The sequence below is a fragment of the Pedobacter sp. GW456-11-11-14-TSB4 genome, assembly GCF_059424425.1.
This window is the reverse complement of the sequence record NZ_JBWKZK010000002.1, coordinates 1-17364: the sequence shown is the minus strand read 5'-3', so window position 1 is coordinate 17364 and position 17364 is coordinate 1. Positions and strand designations below refer to the sequence as shown.

At 34.3% G+C, this 17364-nt stretch carries 11 protein-coding genes; 10 read left to right on the top strand and 1 reads right to left on the bottom strand.

Translation table 11 applies throughout. The annotated features are described in order from the left end of the window. The first annotated feature begins 5 nt into the window (after positions 1–5). The 10 genes from AC07XU_RS07455 (at position 6) to AC07XU_RS07410 (ending at position 15908) form a co-directional block, all read left to right on the top strand. A complete protein-coding gene (locus tag AC07XU_RS07455) occupies positions 6–938 on the top strand; it encodes an aspartate carbamoyltransferase catalytic subunit (RefSeq protein ID WP_494943010.1) in 933 nt (310 codons plus the stop codon). Between the two features lie 139 nt (positions 939–1077). Further along, complete coding sequence (locus AC07XU_RS07450) at positions 1078–4095, top strand: tetratricopeptide repeat protein (RefSeq protein WP_494943009.1); 3018 nt, start codon at positions 1078–1080, stop codon at positions 4093–4095. A gap of 6 nt (positions 4096–4101) precedes the next feature. Beyond that, positions 4102–5799: a TonB-dependent receptor gene (locus tag AC07XU_RS07445; RefSeq protein ID WP_494943008.1), complete on the top strand. Its 1698-nt coding sequence runs from the start codon at positions 4102–4104 to the stop codon at positions 5797–5799. 55 nt (positions 5800–5854) lie between these two features. After that, positions 5855–7087 (top strand): HU domain-containing protein, encoded by a 1233-nt coding sequence (locus AC07XU_RS07440; protein ID WP_494943007.1) that lies wholly within the window; start codon positions 5855–5857, stop codon positions 7085–7087. A 3-nt stretch (positions 7088–7090) separates the two neighbouring features. Continuing rightward, on the top strand, positions 7091–7801 hold the full coding sequence (locus AC07XU_RS07435; protein WP_494943006.1) for a MotA/TolQ/ExbB proton channel family protein: 711 nt from the start codon (positions 7091–7093) through the stop codon (positions 7799–7801). Beyond that, on the top strand, positions 7801–8205 hold the full coding sequence (locus AC07XU_RS07430) for an ExbD/TolR family protein (protein WP_136876954.1): 405 nt from the start codon (positions 7801–7803) through the stop codon (positions 8203–8205). The genes AC07XU_RS07435 and AC07XU_RS07430 overlap by 1 nt, the downstream gene beginning before the upstream one ends. Then, entirely contained in the window at positions 8205–9017 is an 813-nt protein-coding gene (locus tag AC07XU_RS07425) for an energy transducer TonB (RefSeq protein WP_494943005.1), read from the top strand. The genes AC07XU_RS07430 and AC07XU_RS07425 overlap by 1 nt, the downstream gene beginning before the upstream one ends. Positions 9018–9035: 18 nt before the next feature. After that, a complete protein-coding gene (locus tag AC07XU_RS07420; RefSeq protein WP_494943004.1) occupies positions 9036–10322 on the top strand; it encodes a bifunctional folylpolyglutamate synthase/dihydrofolate synthase in 1287 nt (428 codons plus the stop codon). A gap of 61 nt (positions 10323–10383) precedes the next feature. After that, positions 10384–12048, top strand: coding sequence for an alkaline phosphatase PafA (gene pafA, locus AC07XU_RS07415; protein ID WP_494943003.1), 1665 nt, complete (start codon positions 10384–10386; stop codon positions 12046–12048). 494 nt (positions 12049–12542) lie between these two features. Next, entirely contained in the window at positions 12543–15908 is a 3366-nt protein-coding gene (locus AC07XU_RS07410) for a methylmalonyl-CoA mutase family protein (protein ID WP_494943002.1), read from the top strand. A gap of 56 nt (positions 15909–15964) precedes the next feature. Here AC07XU_RS07410 and AC07XU_RS07405 read toward each other — a convergent pair whose 3' ends face one another. Beyond that, complete coding sequence (locus AC07XU_RS07405; protein ID WP_494943001.1) at positions 15965–16945, bottom strand: acyl-ACP desaturase; 981 nt, start codon at positions 16943–16945, stop codon at positions 15965–15967. Between the last annotated feature and the right edge of the window lie 419 nt (positions 16946–17364).

The window sequence follows — 17364 nt, the reverse complement described above, 5'->3', positions numbered from 1 at the left end:
GAAAAATGGAAGCAGACAAACTATCAACAAGACATCTTTTAGGCATCAAAGACATTAACCTAAATGATATTGAATTGATTTTCGAAACTGCTGATAATTTTAAAGATGTAATTAACAGACCCATTAAAAAAGTCCCATCGTTAAGAGACATTACCATTGCCAATATATTTTTCGAAAACTCTACTCGTACAAAACTTTCATTCGAATTAGCAGAGAAAAGACTTTCTGCAGATGTGGTAAACTTTGCAGCTTCATCATCATCAGTTAGCAAAGGCGAAACTTTAATTGATACTGTAAATAACATTTTAGCCATGAAGGTAGACATGGTAGTTATGCGTCACCCGTATGCTGGTGCTGGCCAGTTTTTAAGTAAACATATTAATGCACAAATTGTAAATGCTGGCGATGGTGCTCACGAGCATCCAACACAAGCTTTGTTAGATGCCTTTTCCATTCGCCAAAAATTAGGAGATGTTGCAGGCAAAAAGGTAGTTATTGTTGGCGACATCTTACACTCGAGAGTGGCAATTTCTAATATTTTATGTTTGCAAAAGTTAGGTGCAGAAGTAATGGTTTGTGGGCCAACAACACTAATACCAAGGCATATAGCTAGCCTGGGTGTTAAAGTTGAACATGATTTAAAAAAGGCTTTAAACTGGTGCGATGTAGCAAATATGTTGCGGATACAGTTGGAGCGCCAAGATATTAAATACTTCCCCTCGCAACGCGAATACGCCATGATGTATGGCTTAAACAAACAAATTCTTGATAATTTAGATAAAGAAATTGTAGTGATGCATCCTGGTCCAATTAATCGTGGTGTAGAAATTACCAGCGATGTTGCTGACAGTAAACAATCTATTATTTTAGAACAGGTAGAAAATGGAGTAGCTGTTAGAATGGCTGTACTTTATTTGCTCGCTAGTCAAAATGATTAAGCATTTCTAATACTTTTCTAATCTTTAACAACATTTCCAAAATCCAATCGTTAAAACTGTGTTATCAACAGATGTTAATTACTTATGTTGATAAGCATTGATACTATTTCTAATTTAGTACCAACCATATTTGAAACCTATGCAGAAGAAATTTCTATTAGTTCCCCTCTTTTTAGTTGGCGGTATCACCGCTAGTTTTGCCCAAATTAGTCCGCTAATAACCCTAAATAAAAATTACCAAACTGGTTTAGAACTGCTTCAGCACGAGAAATATGCAGCCGCATCGCAACAATTTAAAATTGTAGAGCAAGCAAGAAACAAAGCCAGTAAACAACAAGAAAGCAACGCAGAGTTATCGTTAATTAAAGAAAATGCAAAATTTTATGCGGCAGTTTGCGCTTTAGAATTAGGCAATGATGATGCTGAAAACTTGTTTATGGATTTTATTAGAGAATATCCATTAAATCCGAATACAAAATTAGCTTATTTTCATGTAGGTAAATCTTACTTCGCTCAAAAAAACTACACAAAAGCACTAGAATGGTTTGAGAAAACAGAGCCAACTTCACTTTCGCAAAAAGAACGAGTAGAATATCAATTTAAACAAGGTTATTCTTATTTTCAGATAAAAGATTACGATAAAGCAGAACCTTTATTTGAAGCTGCTAAAAAAGAAGATACGAAATTTAAAGAAAGTGCAACCTATTACTTTGCGTACATCAACTATCTGAATAAAGAGTACAAAACAGCACTTGCCAATTTCGAAAAATTAAAGGGCTCTCCTACTTACGAGGCAAGTTACCCGTACTACATCACTTCAATGTATTATTTAGATGAGCGTTATGATGATGTAATTGACTATGCTTTACCTGCCATGGCAAAAACAAAACAACAGTTTGAGCCAGAAATGTTAAGTTTAGTAGCCGCATCTTATTTTGCAAAGGCCGAATATAAAAATGCTGAAAAATACTTTGCAGAGTTTTATGCAAAGGATAAAAATCAAACTAAAAACAATCTTTTCATTTACCAATATGGTTATTCATTATTTCAAAATGAAAAATATAAAGAAACAGTACCTGTTTTAGAAAAATTAAATACAGACGATGTGTATTTACAAAACGGGATGTACACGCTAGGCAGAGCTTCGCTAAAATTGAATAACAAAGAGAAAGCAAGAAGTGCTTTTTTTAGAGCATCGAGATTAGATTTTGATAAAATTATACAAGAAGAAGCTTGGTTAAGCTACACTAGATTAAGCTATGAGTTAGATTTTAATGCGCAAGCTCTAGAATCGGTTCAAGGATTTATCAAACAATTTCCAACCTCAAAAAAATTAACAGAGGCTAGGGTTTTGCAGGGCGAGATTTTGCTAACCAGCAAAAATTATCAGACTGCTATTGATATTTTAGAGCCTTTGCCAAATAAAACTCCAGAAGCAAAAGAAGCTTATCAAAAAGCAACTTATTTCCGTGGTTTAGAATATTACAACGAAAGAGCGTTTCCTAATGCTTTATCTATGTTTCTGCGTTCGGGTAACTTTCCTCAAGATGGCGAAATACATGCATTAAGCGTTTATTGGATGGCAGAATCGATGTATGAGTTACGTAAATATGGAGAGGCTGTTAAAACTTTCGAGAAATTTTTAACCATGCCATCTGCAGAAAAAACTGATGTGTATAATTTCGCAAACTATGCTTTAGGTTATGCTGCTTTTGAAGATGAAAAGTATACTAAGGCTGCAAATTATTTCGAAAAGTTTTTAAATGGCAATGATAAAGATGCAAAAACAGTAACAGATGCTACCATCCGCCTTGCGGATGCATATTTTGTAAATAAAAACTACAGAGATGCCATGGTTTACTATAACAAAATCATAAATGGTAAATTAACTGGCGAAGATTATGCGTTGTTTCAAAGAGGTATGATCCAAGGTTTAGAGAAACAAGACGATGCAAAAATTACAACTATGCAAAGTTTGTTAAGTAAATTCCCTAATTCAAATTATGCAGACGATGCTGGTTTTGAAACTGCTTATACTTATTTTAACAAAGGTGATTTTGACAAATCTAAGTCAGATTTAGTTGATTTAGTTGCTAAATATCCTCGTAGCAGTTACGTTCCTCGTGCTTTAGTTACTATCGGTTTAGTTCAATATAACCAAGACCAAGATGATATGGCTTTAGAATCATTTAAAAAAGTAATTAGAGATTACGCCAGTTCACCAGAAGCAAAACAAGCCTTAGAATCTATTAAAAACATCTACATTGATAAAGGTGATGCAAATGGATTTATAGCCTATGCAGGCACAACTCCGCTGGGCAACTATTCTATGAGCGAGCAAGACAACATTGTTTTTCAAGCTGCAAACAATAGATATTTGCAAGGTGATGCTAAAGGAGCTTATGAAGCAATAAATGCTTATTTTGATAAATTTCCAAAAGCAATTCATGATAAAGAGGCTAAATTTATTAGAGCTGAATCTTTGGTGAAATTAGGTCGCTCTGCAGAAGCCATTCCAGATTACGACTACATTTTAAACGATTGGACTAGTGATTATACGGAGCGTTCACTAATCAGCGTATCTAAAGTTTTAATGGACGAGAAAAAATATAATGAAGCTATTGTTTATTTAAAAAGATTAGAAACCACAGCCGATTATAAAGTTCACTATACCTACGCTATTAACAATTTGCTAAAGGCTTACAATGCTTTAGGCATGGCCGATGATATGAGTAAGTATGCTGAAATTATCAAGACATCTGATAAGGCATCTGAAGAAGAAAAAAATAGCGCTGATTTATATATTGGTAAAGCTTCCTTAATAAAAGCAGATACCACGCAGGCAATTAAATCTTTTAATAACGTTGTAGCCAAAACAAAAACGTTGGCCGCTGCCGAAGCAAAATACAATTTGGCTGCTATACAATATGCCAAAGGCGATTATAAAACTTCGCAAAAAACATGTTTTGATTTAATTAATAATATGCCTTCTTACGATTATTGGGTGGCTAAATCATTCATTTTGTTATCAGATAATTATTTGGCTTTAAAAGATAAACTTCAAGCTAAAAGTACGCTATTAAGCATTATCGATAATTATGAAGGCAATGATGATATCCTTCCAACTGCAAAAGAAAAATTAGCAAAAATTAACTAAGCACAAATGACACTACAAAAAACTATATATAGCACCATCATCTTTTTAGCAGCTGGATCTTTTACCTTAAAGGCACAAGATGTTAAACCGCCAGAAAAAATTGTAACTGAAGAAATTGAGGTAATACGACCTTATAAACCCGTTTTAGCCGAAGCTGTTAAACTAAGAAGAAGTCCTGATTTAAATAATGTAGGCACTTATAAGGCTAAGTTCAATTACCTAGTTACCGATCGTAGACTTTCATTAAACTCAGATATTCAAAAGTTACAAGCTCAACAGTTGGCTGATGAAAAATCTGCTGAATTAATAAACAATTATGTGAAAGGTGGCTTAGGCTCGCTAAGTACCTTTTTGGCTGAAGCTTATGTAGGTACTGGGAATGATCAAGCTTTACAAGCTGGTGCATTTTTTAGGCATTTTGGTCAAGAAGGAAAATTGAACATGCAGAATGAAAACACACAACAATTGAGTGCTTTTGGTCGCAGCATTGGCGAAAAAGCCACATTAAATGGTCGTGTAAATTTTCAAAGACACGGTGTTTATTTTTATGGTATTGATGATTTAAATCCTACTTTAAACCCTAACCCAGAAAAGCAAGCGATTAATTTTTTTGAAATTGAAGGTGAAGCAATCAATAAATTTACTACTGATGAAAACGCTTTAAGTTACGCAGCAAAAATTAATGCTTACCTATTAAACGACAAATTTTCGGCTAAAGAAAATGCAGTTACCATTACAGGTTATCTAAATAAAAGAATTAGCAAATTTAATTTAGGTTTAGCCAGTTCATTAGAACTTGGTAGCACCAAAGATATCAACACCAATATTTCTAACAACTTGTTCCGTTTAAATCCTTATATCAAATTACAAGCAAATGGAGTAAAAATTACTGCTGGCGTAAATTTGGTTCAAGAGTTTGGCGAAGTTTCTAGCACAAGATTTTTTCCAGCTGTAACTGCAGATTTTACTTTAATTCCTGAATTTTTACAAATTTTTGGAGAGGTTAAAGGTGATGTAACTAGAAATACTTTAAAATCTTTTACTGATGAAAATCCTTTCTTAAATGCTAATATCGCTATACAAAATACTGTAGAAAAGTTAAGTATTAGTGGCGGTATAAAAGGTACAGGCGGACCAGGATTTGGTTACAAAGCTAAGTTCTACAGTAAAAGAATTACAGATATGCCATTGTTTGTAAACAACTTTAATAGTTTCAATAAATTTGATGTAATTTATGATTTCGGAAACATGAAGTTATTAGGCTTAGAAGGTGAGTTATCTGTCCAAGTAAGTGATAATTTAAAGTGGACAGGTAACATAATAATGGAAGATTACAAACCTGCCGTGGAGCGTGAAAGCTATTTTAAACCACAGTTGCGTGTAAGCTCTAATTTTTCTTATACCTATAACAAAAAATTAAGTTTTAATGCTAGCGTAGCCATCCAAGATGACAGCAAAGCAAAGATTTTTAATACTGACCCGCAAGTTGCGGGAGTATATCCAACTTTACCCGATTTCTCAAATGAAACTATTGTAACTGTTAAAGGATTTGTAGATTTAGGCATTGGAGCCGATTATAAAATCAACAATAAATTTTCTGTTTTTGCAAAAGCTAACAATATTTTAAACACAAAGTACAGCAGATTTCTTTATTATCAACAAAATGGCATTAACATATTTGGTGGTTTAAGCTACTCATTTTAAGAGCCAAATAAATTAATTATTGGTTGGTACCAAATTATAATTTATTTTTACCAGAATGGATATATTATTATACCTTATCACACTTTTAAAAACCCGTAAAACAGTTGGTATAACTGGTTTGGGGACTTTTTATAAGCAAAAATCACCTGGTAAATACGATGCAGTTCAGCACGCTTTTGTACCACCTAGTTACACCATTGCTTTTACAGAAGATATAAAAGAGCAAGAAGAACTAGCCAACTATATCAGTTCTGAAAGAAATATTACAGTAGAATCTGCAAATTACTACATCAGCGAGTTCGCAGAGCGGATACAAAATGAGCTTGCAGATAAACAACAAGCAGATTTAGGTGAGTTAGGCAAACTAGTTTCAAACGACAACGAAATTAAGTTTTTGCCAGCAGATAGTGAGGCTATTGGGGTTGACTTTTATGGTTTACCAAAAGTTACTGAAATTGAGCAGGATGATTCGATTTCACAAACATCCAGCAATGCTGAAGAAAACCTTTTAGAGGAAATTGTTGAGGAAAATAAATTAGAAGAAGAAAATCCTGGACAAGAAACTGATGTTGAAGAAAATGTTCTTTTAAATGATGAGCAAGAAGTTTATGAAGAAATTACTGAAGTAGTAAATACTCCAATAAAATATCATCACTTAAATGAAAATCCGCCAGTTATTGAAACTGTTGAAGAAGAAACAAAACCAGAAATAGTTGAAGAAGTTATTGAGACCCAACCAGTAAATGTTGTAGAGCCTCAATATGAAGAAGAAGAAGTTAAAACAGGATTACCTTTCTTCATGAAATTTTTGATTGCACTATTGGTAATTATCGCTTTGGGAGCAATTGTTTACTTTATCAGCCCTAATTACTTTAACAACTATTTCAATAAAAACTTTGGCAATAAAGAACAAGTGATAGTTCCAGTAATGGCTGACTCAGTAAGTAATTCCATCGATACAATTGCTGTTGATACTTTAGCTCAGAACAATAATTTAGTTAAATTAAGTACTGATAGCGTTACAACTCCACCTACTGATAGCAGCAAAGTAACCACTTATGAAGTATTAGTGAGTGCTGTTGCTACAGAGAAAAAGGCGAATAGAATTATTGCAAATTTAGCAAAAGAAGGTGTACAAGCTAAAAAGATAAAATTGTCTAAAACAATGATTAATATCAGTGCAGGTACATTTTTGACAGAATACAAAGCAAAATTATATAGAGATAGTTTAAGAGTAGTTTTAAAAAACCAGGGAATTTACATACAACCCATCAAACCCAAAAAATAACACATGAATACATTGCTTTTAGCAGTTCAAGACACAGTGAACCAGATGATCGATTCTACAAATGTTGCAGCCCCAACTGTTGCAACAGCTCCTAAAGAACTTCGTTTTATAGATTTATTATTTGCCGGAGGTTGGGTAATGGTGCCATTGGCATTATTGGCTTTTTTAGGTTTAGTAATATTTATTGAACGCTACCTTACCATTCGCAAATCATCAAAAGATGAATCGAATTTAATGTTTCAGATTAAACAAAATATACACGATGGTAGATTAGATAATGCCATCGCTTTGAGTAAAAATGCAAAATCTCCTTTGGGTAGAATGTTAGAGAAAGGCCTAAAAAGAATAGGCAGACCAATTAAAGATATTGAAGGTGCAATTGAAAATACAGGTAAATTAGAAGTTTCTAAGCTAGAAAAAAACATAGGTGTTTTAGGTATTATTGCTGGTATTGCACCAATGCTTGGTTTCGTAGGTACAATTATAGGTGTAATTACCATTTTTCATGATGTATCTATCAAAGGAGCAATTGAAATTGGAACTATTTCTGGTGGTTTATACACTAAAATGATTACTTCAGCTACTGGATTAATTATTGGTATCATCGCCTATGTTTTATATCACATTTTAAATATGATGGTAGAAAAAATCATCCTTAAAATGGAAACTGATGCAATTGAATTTATAGATTTATTAGAAGAGCCGGGCAAATAATGAATTTACGCAAAAGAAAAAAAGGTACGGTTGAAGTTCATACTTCTGCACTTAACGATATCATGTTCTTCTTGCTTTTGTTTTTTCTATTGGCATCTGCAGTAGTAAATCCACAGGTAGTTAAACTGTTATTGCCACGTTCAGAATCAGGACAACAATCTACTTCACAAAAAACAGTTACGGTAACTATAGACGAGAATTTAAATTATTTCGTTGATAAAGAACAAGTAACTTTAGACCAAATTGAAAGTAAAGTACAAACTTATCAGCAAGCCGCAAATGATGTAACCATAGTTTTATATGTGGCAAGAGGTGTTTCTATTGAAAATACCATGCAGGTTTTTGATGTAGCGAACAAACTAAAATTAAAAGTTGTTTTAGCAGTAGAACAGAAGAAAAATTAATGACAAGCCAAGAAGAAAATAACTACCCAAAAGCAATTGCAATATCTACAGGCATAATGGCCTTATTTATTGTATTGAGCATTTTTTGGGCTATCGGATCTTTTCAACCACCAGAAGATATTGGTATGGGTGGTATGGTTGTAAACTATGGAACTTCGGTAACTGGTATGGGTACAGATTATACCAGCATTGAAGAACCTTCTATGGACGAAAATGCGAACAATAAAATGCCTGATAAAATTACTCCAGAACAGCAAGTTACACCAACTGTTTCTTCTCAAATGAGTGATAAAGATATTGCCACGCAAAACAGTGAGGATGCAGTTAGTATAAATACCAAGGATAAAAAAAGTAACAATGCGCCAACTAGTGCAAAAGAAACAAAGCCTGCAGAACAAGCCATAAATCAAAATGCGCTTTACAAAGGCAAAAAAAATAATGGCGCCGGACAAGGTGATGGAACTGGAAACACTCCAGGCAACCAAGGTAGCATAAACGGAGATCCTTTAGCTCCAAATTATGGCGAAGGTGGTTCTGGTAATGGCAACACTCCTATTCCACTTAGACGTTTTTCTAACTTAGTAATTCCTACCGACGATGGACAGAAAACTGGAAGAATTGCCATTAGAATTTACTTTAATAAAGCTGGCGCAATTACAAGGGCAAATCAAGAACTAAAAGGTTCTACTTTAACAGATACAGAATTAGTAAATAAGTGTATCAAAGCTGTCTTAAACTCCTCATTAAGTAAATCTGATGTTGGTGGCGATAGCCAAACAGGTGTAGTTATCTTTAATTTTAAAGTAAAGTAAGCTGATTTTTCATCAAAAATGACTTACCAACAAACGTTAGATTTTCTTTACAGTAAACTTCCAATGTTTACTCGCATTGGCGATGTTGCACTAAAAAAAGATTTACACAATACCATAGAAATGTGTGCTAGGTTAGATAATCCTCAGCATAAATTTAAAACTATCCATATCGCTGGTACAAATGGCAAAGGTTCAACATCACACATGTTGGCAGCTATTTTGCAAAAAGCAGGCTACAAAACTGGGCTTTATACATCTCCCCATCTAAAAGATTTTAGAGAACGAATTCGCATTAATGGTAAAATGGCTTCAAAGGCTTTCGTTAAACAATTTGTTAGTGAGCAAAAGCAAATCATAGAAGAAATTAAACCTTCATTTTTTGAAGTAACCGTAGCAATGGCCTTTGATTATTTTGCAAAAGAACAAGTTGATATTGCTGTAATTGAGGTTGGTTTAGGTGGCAGATTAGATTCAACGAACATCATCACTCCAGAGCTTTCTGTAATTACAAACATCAGTTTAGATCATACCAATTTACTTGGAGATACTTTAGCAGAAATAGCTTTCGAAAAGGCAGGAATTATTAAGCCAAATGTACCAGTTATAATTGGCGAAAAACACGAAGAAACTATTGAAGTTTTCAAGGTAAAAGCAAAAAAAGAAAAAGCACCGATATTTTTTACTGAAGAGCAATTATCAATCACTAATCAAACCATAAAAGGCTCTTACTTAGTGTTAGATATTGTAAAAAATAACGAGATAATTTTCAAAAAACTTTCTCTTGATCTAACCGGAACTTATCAGCAAAAGAATATTTTAACCGTTATCCAATCAGTTTTAAAATTAAGAGAGCTTGCATTCAATATTTCAGACCAAGCAATTTATCAAGCACTAGCTAACGTAAAAAAACTCACTGGTTTGCAAGGCAGATGGCAAACGCTAAGCAAAAGCCCTTTAATTATTTGCGATACTGGTCACAACACAGCCGGTATAACCGAAATTCTTAAAAATATTTCAAACACCAAATATCAAAACTTACACATGGTTATTGGTATGGTAAAAGATAAAGATATTGATGGCGTTTTAACGTTATTACCACTACAGGCTACCTATTATTTTTGTCAACCAAACTTAGAACGTGCTTTACCCGCAATAGAATTAGCTCAAAAAGCTGCTTCAATCCACCTAAAAGGAAAGGTTTTTACATCTGTTGTTGATGCATTTAAAAATGCAAAAGAAAAAAGCACTCCTAACGATCTTATCTTCGTTGGTGGTAGCACATTCGTAGTAGCAGAAATTTTATAATAATATCACCTTTACTTCACAATCATATTGCTATTTTTACCAACTTACAAAAACCAAAAGAATGAGAAGAATACTTTTTTTAGTTGTGTTAATTTCAACTTTCACTCAGCTTCAGGCTCAAAAGTGGGTAAAGCCCAATACAACCACTACACAATATCCAACAACTGTAGATAGACCAAAATTGGTAGTTGGCTTTGTAGTAGATCAAATGCGTTGGGATTATCTATATCGCTTTTACGATCGCTACTCAAAAGGAGGCTTTAAGAGATTAATTAACCAGGGCTTTTCTGCAGAAAATGCATTTATACCATATACACCAACACAAACTGCTTGTGGCCATGCATCAATCTACACAGGTTCGGTACCTGCGCTAAACGGTATTATAGCAAATTCTTGGTACGACCCTATGGTTGGTAGAGATATGTACTGTGTTGAAGATAAAAGTAAAAAAACTGTTGGCAGTACGTCAAATGCTGGTTTAATGTCTCCAAAAAATCTTCAGGTTAATACCATTACTGATGAGCTTCGTATTGCAACAAATTTTCAGGCAAAAGTGGTAAGTGTATCAATGAAAGATAGAGGTGCAATTTTACCCGGTGGCCATTCGGCAAATGCAGCTTATTGGCACGATGGTTTAAGCGGAAATTGGATTACAAGCACTCATTACATGGATAAATTACCTGCATGGGTTAATGAATACAATGCTTTAAAAGTAGCTAATAAATATTATGAGCAAGGATGGAACACGCTGTATCCTATAGAAACTTATGTGTTAAGCGACTCGAATAACGTAGCTTACGAAGGAAGATTTAAAGATGAAACTGAATCTTCTTTTCCTCATAATACCAAACAATATATCGGCAAAAATAACGAAATGATTAAGAGTTTACCTTTTGGTAATACCATGACTATCGATTTTGCTAAGCTAGCAATAGAAAAAGAAGAATTGGGCAAAGATCAAATTACCGACTTTTTAGCCATTAGTTGTTCATCAACAGATTACATTGGCCACCAATTTGGTCCAAATTCTATAGAAATTGAAGACACCTATCTAAGATTAGACAGAGATTTAGAAGCGCTTTTTAATTATCTAGATAAAACCGTTGGTAAAGGCAATTACTTATTTTTCATCTCTGCAGACCATGGCGTAGCACACACGCCAGAGTTTTTAGCAAAAAATAAAATTCCTGCCGAAAGATTTACATCAAGATCACTTTACAGAGGTTTAGATACTTTAATGCAGCAAAAATTCCAACTTAAAAAATCTATTATCACCATTACAAATGATCAGGTAATTTTTGATCATGAGGTAATCGAAAACAGTAAGTTAGATTTTACAACCGTTAAAAATGCTGCAATAAATTACCTTAAAAAACAAAAAAGCGTAAGCAACGCAATAGATTTAACAAATCTTCAAAACACTACAATACCTGCCGAATTAAAAACCCGACTAGCAAATGGTTATAATCCAAAATTAAGTGGCGATATTCAAATTATCAATCATGCTGCATGGTACAATTCTAGCTCACCTTCTGGCATTGGCCATGGTGGTTGGTACAATTACGATGCGCATATTCCCTTAGTTTTTATGGGTTGGAATATTAAACCAGGCAAAACATCTAAACAATATTACATGACAGACATTACTGCAACACTTGCAACACTGCTGCGTATACAAATGCCAAATGGTTGCATCGGCACACCAATTACCGAAATAACAAAATAGATTTCTATTTTTTAGAAAGGCAAAAGCAGGACTACGATTATCGTTAGTCCTGCTTTTCATTTATAGTCCTCATTCTCCGCCGCGGCGGATACATTTCGGGCTATCATTTCAATCAGGCTTATTAAACATTAAACAGTGCAATACACAAAAGTTGCAAATCGCATAAAACATACAAAGTAGTTTATGTAGCTAGTATTTAACTACAAGCCATAAAAGTTTATTGTGCTATGCAAATGAGTTAGGATATGTGTTTTGCTTTATTGCAACTTTAAATAGTAGCATTAACCAAAATTATATAAACGGGATATGAGTGTAAATCTCCCGATTTTTCATCGGGAATTGTAACGGTTAGCCCGACTAACCTTAATCAAAGCTTTTGAAACTGCTTTTCAAATCATAAGCGTGTTTCTTAATCATTCTTCTGTATCTATTGTATGATTAACATTGCCAATCCTTAGTTTTTATTAACTTTGTACACCAAATAGAAAACCTACATGGAACAAATTCAACCCTACAAGCCTCAAAATAAAATCCGTTTTGTTACAGCTGCTGCATTATTTGATGGTCACGACGCTACTATAAATATCATGCGCCGTATTTTGCAATCATCTGGTGCAGAGGTAATTCATTTAGGGCACAATAGGTCGGTAGAAGAAGTTGTTAATTGTGCAATTCAAGAGGATGTTCAAGGTATCGCGATGACATCTTATCAAGGTGGACACATCGAATATTTTAAATACATGTATGATTTGCTGCAAGAAAAAGGTGCAAAACACATAAAAATATTTGCTGGTGGTGGTGGTGTTATTCTCCCTTCAGAAATAGAAGAATTACAAGCACACGGTATTACAAGAATTTATTCGCCAGATGATGGTCGTAAAATGGGTTTGCAAGGCATGATCAATAATATGCTAGAGCAAACAGATTTTATTACTACAAAAGCAATAACTAACGAATTAGAAAACATTCCAAATAAAGAGGTTAAAAGTATTGCATCTGCAATAACTGTTGCAGAAAATGACCCTGAGGGTGCTCAAAATTTTGTTGATGAGCTAAAAAAACTAACCTTAAAAAATCAAGCACCAGTTTTGGGTATAACAGGTACAGGTGGTTCTGGCAAATCATCCCTAGTTGACGAATTGGTAAGAAGATTTTTAGTAGAAGTTAAAGATAAAACCATCGCAATTATATCTGTAGATCCATCAAAACGTAAAACCGGTGGAGCATTGTTGGGCGATAGAATTAGAATGAATGCTATAAATAACCAAAGGGTTTACATGCGCTCATTAGCAACTCGACAAGCAAATTTAGCTTTATCAAAAAACGTTCAAGAGAGTATAGATATTTGTAAAGCAGCTGGCTACGACTTAATTATTGTAGAAACATCCGGTATTGGTCAATCAGACACAGAAATAACCGAACATTGTGATATTTCTCTATACGTAATGACACCTGAATTTGGCGCAGCAACGCAGTTAGAAAAAATCGACATGTTAGATTTTGCTGATCTTGTAGCGATAAATAAATTCGATAAACGTGGCGCATTAGATGCTTTACGCGATGTGCGTAAACAATACAAGCGCAACCACAATATTTTTGATGCCAAGGATGAAGAAATTCCTGTTTATGGAACAATGGCTTCTCAGTTCAACGATCCAGGCATGAACAATTTATTTGTGGCATTATTAAAAGGCATAAAAGAGAAAACTGGCACCGATTTTATTTCTTTAATGGAAATGACGGATGTGCAATCAGAAAAAATTTATATAATTCCACCAGATCGTATTCGTTATCTATCTGAAATAGCTGAAGCTAGTGAAACCTACAATGAATGGGTAGATAAACAATGTAAAATAGCCAGAAAATTATATCAACTTAAAGGTGTAATTGATTTCTCTAATGATTTTGAAAATTTCGGAGAGGGATTGAAAGATGCCTACACATTTTTAGAAGAACAATTAGATGGCGATTGCAAACGTTTACTTCGCCAATGGCCAGAAACGAAAGAAAAATACAAACAAGAATTTTTTGTTTACAAAGTAAGAGACAAAGAAATTAAACAGCCTTTGTTTTATGAGTCTCTATCTAAATTACAAATTCCAAAAGTTAGTTTACCACGATACGAAGACTGGGGAGATATTTTACGGTGGTTATTAACTGAAAATGTACCCGGAGAATTTCCTTATGCAGCTGGTGTTTTCCCCTTAAAACGTGATGGAGAAGACCCAACAAGAATGTTTGCCGGTGAAGGTGGTCCAGAACGCACCAATAAACGCTTTCATTATGTATCATTAGGTCAACCTGCACATCGCTTATCAACAGCTTTCGATTCAGTAACATTATACGGAGAAGATCCCCATATTCGCCCAGATATTTATGGTAAAATTGGCAACTCTGGTGTAAGCATTGCCACATTAGATGATGCTAAAAAGTTGTATTCGGGATTTGATCTTTGTGCTTCATCAACATCAGTTTCCATGACAATCAATGGCCCTGCTCCTATGTTGTTAGGATTTTTCATGAATGCTGCAATAGATCAACAATGTGAAAAATACATTGTAGAAAATGGTTTACAGCAGGAAGTTGAGGCAAAAATTTCTGAAATATATCAGAAAAAAGGGATCGACAGACCAAAATATCAAGGAGAACTGCCTCAGGGTAACAATGGTTTAGGCCTAATGTTATTAGGAGTTACTGGTGATGAGGTTTTGCAGCAAGATGTTTATTCAAAAATAAGAGCTTACGCTATAAGCTCGGTTAGAGGAACAGTGCAAGCAGATATTTTAAAAGAAGATCAAGCTCAAAATACTTGTATATTCTCTACAGAATTTGCTTTGCGAATGATGGGCGATATCCAAAAATATTTTATTGATGAAAAAGTAAGAAATTTCTATTCTGTTTCTATCTCCGGTTATCACATTGCAGAAGCTGGTGCAAATCCTATTTCGCAATTGGCATTTACGTTGAGTAATGGTTTTACTTTTGTAGAATATTATTTAAGTAGAGGAATGCACATCGATGATTTCGCACCTAACTTATCATTCTTCTTTAGTAATGGTATCGATCCAGAATATTCAGTTATTGGTCGTGTAGCACGTAGAATTTGGGCGAAAGCGATAAAAAACAAATACAAAGGAAACGATAGATCTCAAAAATTAAAATATCATATCCAAACTTCTGGTAGATCATTGCATGCACAAGAAATTGATTTCAACGATATCAGAACAACATTGCAAGCATTATACGCAATTTACGATAATTGCAACTCTCTTCATACCAACGCTTATGATGAAGCAATAACTACACCAACTGAAGAATCTGTACGTAGAGCAATGGCCATTCAATTAATCATTAACCGTGAACTAGGCCTAGCAAAAAATGAGAATCCATTACAAGGTGCTTTCATTATCGAAGATTTAACCGACTTGGTAGAAGAGGCCGTGTTGGCAGAATTTAAACGTATAAATGACCGCGGTGGTGTTTTAGGAGCAATGGAAACCATGTATCAACGTGGTAAAATACAAGAGGAGAGTTTATACTATGAAACACTAAAACATACTGGTGAATACCCAATTGTTGGTGTAAATACTTTCTTAAATAAAAATGGCTCACCAACAATAGTTCCTGGTGAAGTAATTCGTGCTACAGAAGAAGAAAAAGAATTTCAAATTAATTCCCTTAAAGCTTTTCAAGATAGAAACGCTACAAAAACAGGCGAAGCATTAAAAAATCTGCAAAAATCAGCAGTAGCCGGTGCAAATATATTTGAACACCTAATGGAAGTTTGTAAAATCTGTTCTCTCGGGCAAATTAGTAACGCATTGTACGAAGTTGGCGGTCAATACCGCAGAAATATGTAATATCTTAGAACAAAAAAGGCTCCAAAATGGAGCCTTTCTAATATTACAAATTACAGCTAAGAATGTATCCAGCTAAATTTATATTCCATCGTTGGATTTTTCATTCTTTCAGCAACCCTTAACAAACGAGCTGGTAAGTTCATGATATAATCTCTCGCTTTCTCACCAGCCTCATTTAATTCAGTTATGCTATCAACTTTCCACTCTTCTATCAATTGTTGCATAATTTCTACGTAATCAACAGCAGTATAAACGCCTAAACGTTGTGCTGCATCTGTAAAATGACCAAATGTCTGACCAATTTTTAATCCCATTTCACGTAAAAAATGAGCAGGCATCACAATTTTTTTGCGCATCATATCCTCAAAAGCAATCATTGCTTCGCTAGGATCTACTTCAAAAATCTTCGACATGAAATCTTTATATGCTTTAGCATGTCTAGCCTCATCTGCTGCAATTACACCACACATTTTCGAAAGTAACGTATCCCCGTCTTTTTTAGCTAAAGAAGCTACTCTCCTGTGCGAAATATTAGTAGCTAACTCCTGAAAACTTGTATAAACAAAATTTCTATACGGATCATGACCTGTACCAATATCAAAACCATCTGCAATTAAATATTGGGTAGATATTTCCATCTGGCGCATATCAACACGTCCAGTTAAATACAAATATTTATTCAAAAGATCACCATGACGATTTTCTTCTGCAGTCCAATATCTATTCCATTTCATCCAGCCTCCTTCTTCATCCCTCGAAATATCATCCATCATCATCAACCAAGATTCATAAGTAGGCAAAGCCTCTTCTGTAATCGTATCGCCAATTAAAACAGCAACTAAATCATAAGATAAATCTTTAGCATTTTCTCTTAATATTTTAATATCCTGAAAAAAAGATTCACTTGTAGAATCTGGCAAAAAATCAGATGGTTGCCAATTTGTATCTATAGGTTTTAAATAAGTAGGCATCATTTTTAACATGTATTTTTCAACATGCATTAAAACTTCCTTTCTTGATCCAAAATTGATATTCATTTTATAGTAATTAATGTACAAAGATAAGCATAATGCACAGTGAAACCTTATGTTATTTGTAATTTAAACATAGTTAAACTCAAATAGTTTCTATCTAATTAAGAAGAACATGTTTCCAGTTATGAAGAAGAAGATCTGCGCTGCAGCCATGATCGTCATTCCCGCTTTCCGTTATACGGGCCGTATGCAACTGGCCCCTTCGGTTTACGCTCCAATCGGGTCTGGTCTGCAGGGCAGGTACAGCTGTCGAAGTGTTCCGGTCATGTGGCCCAGCATTCGTGCCAGATAATTCACAGTTATGCAGATGCTGCCTTTTCTCAGGCTCGTGAGGGAAATGTACGTGTAAACAAGAAAGCCCCGCAACTTTCGTTACGGGGCTTCTTTTAAGATCTGGCACCGACCTACTCTCCCACATGTTA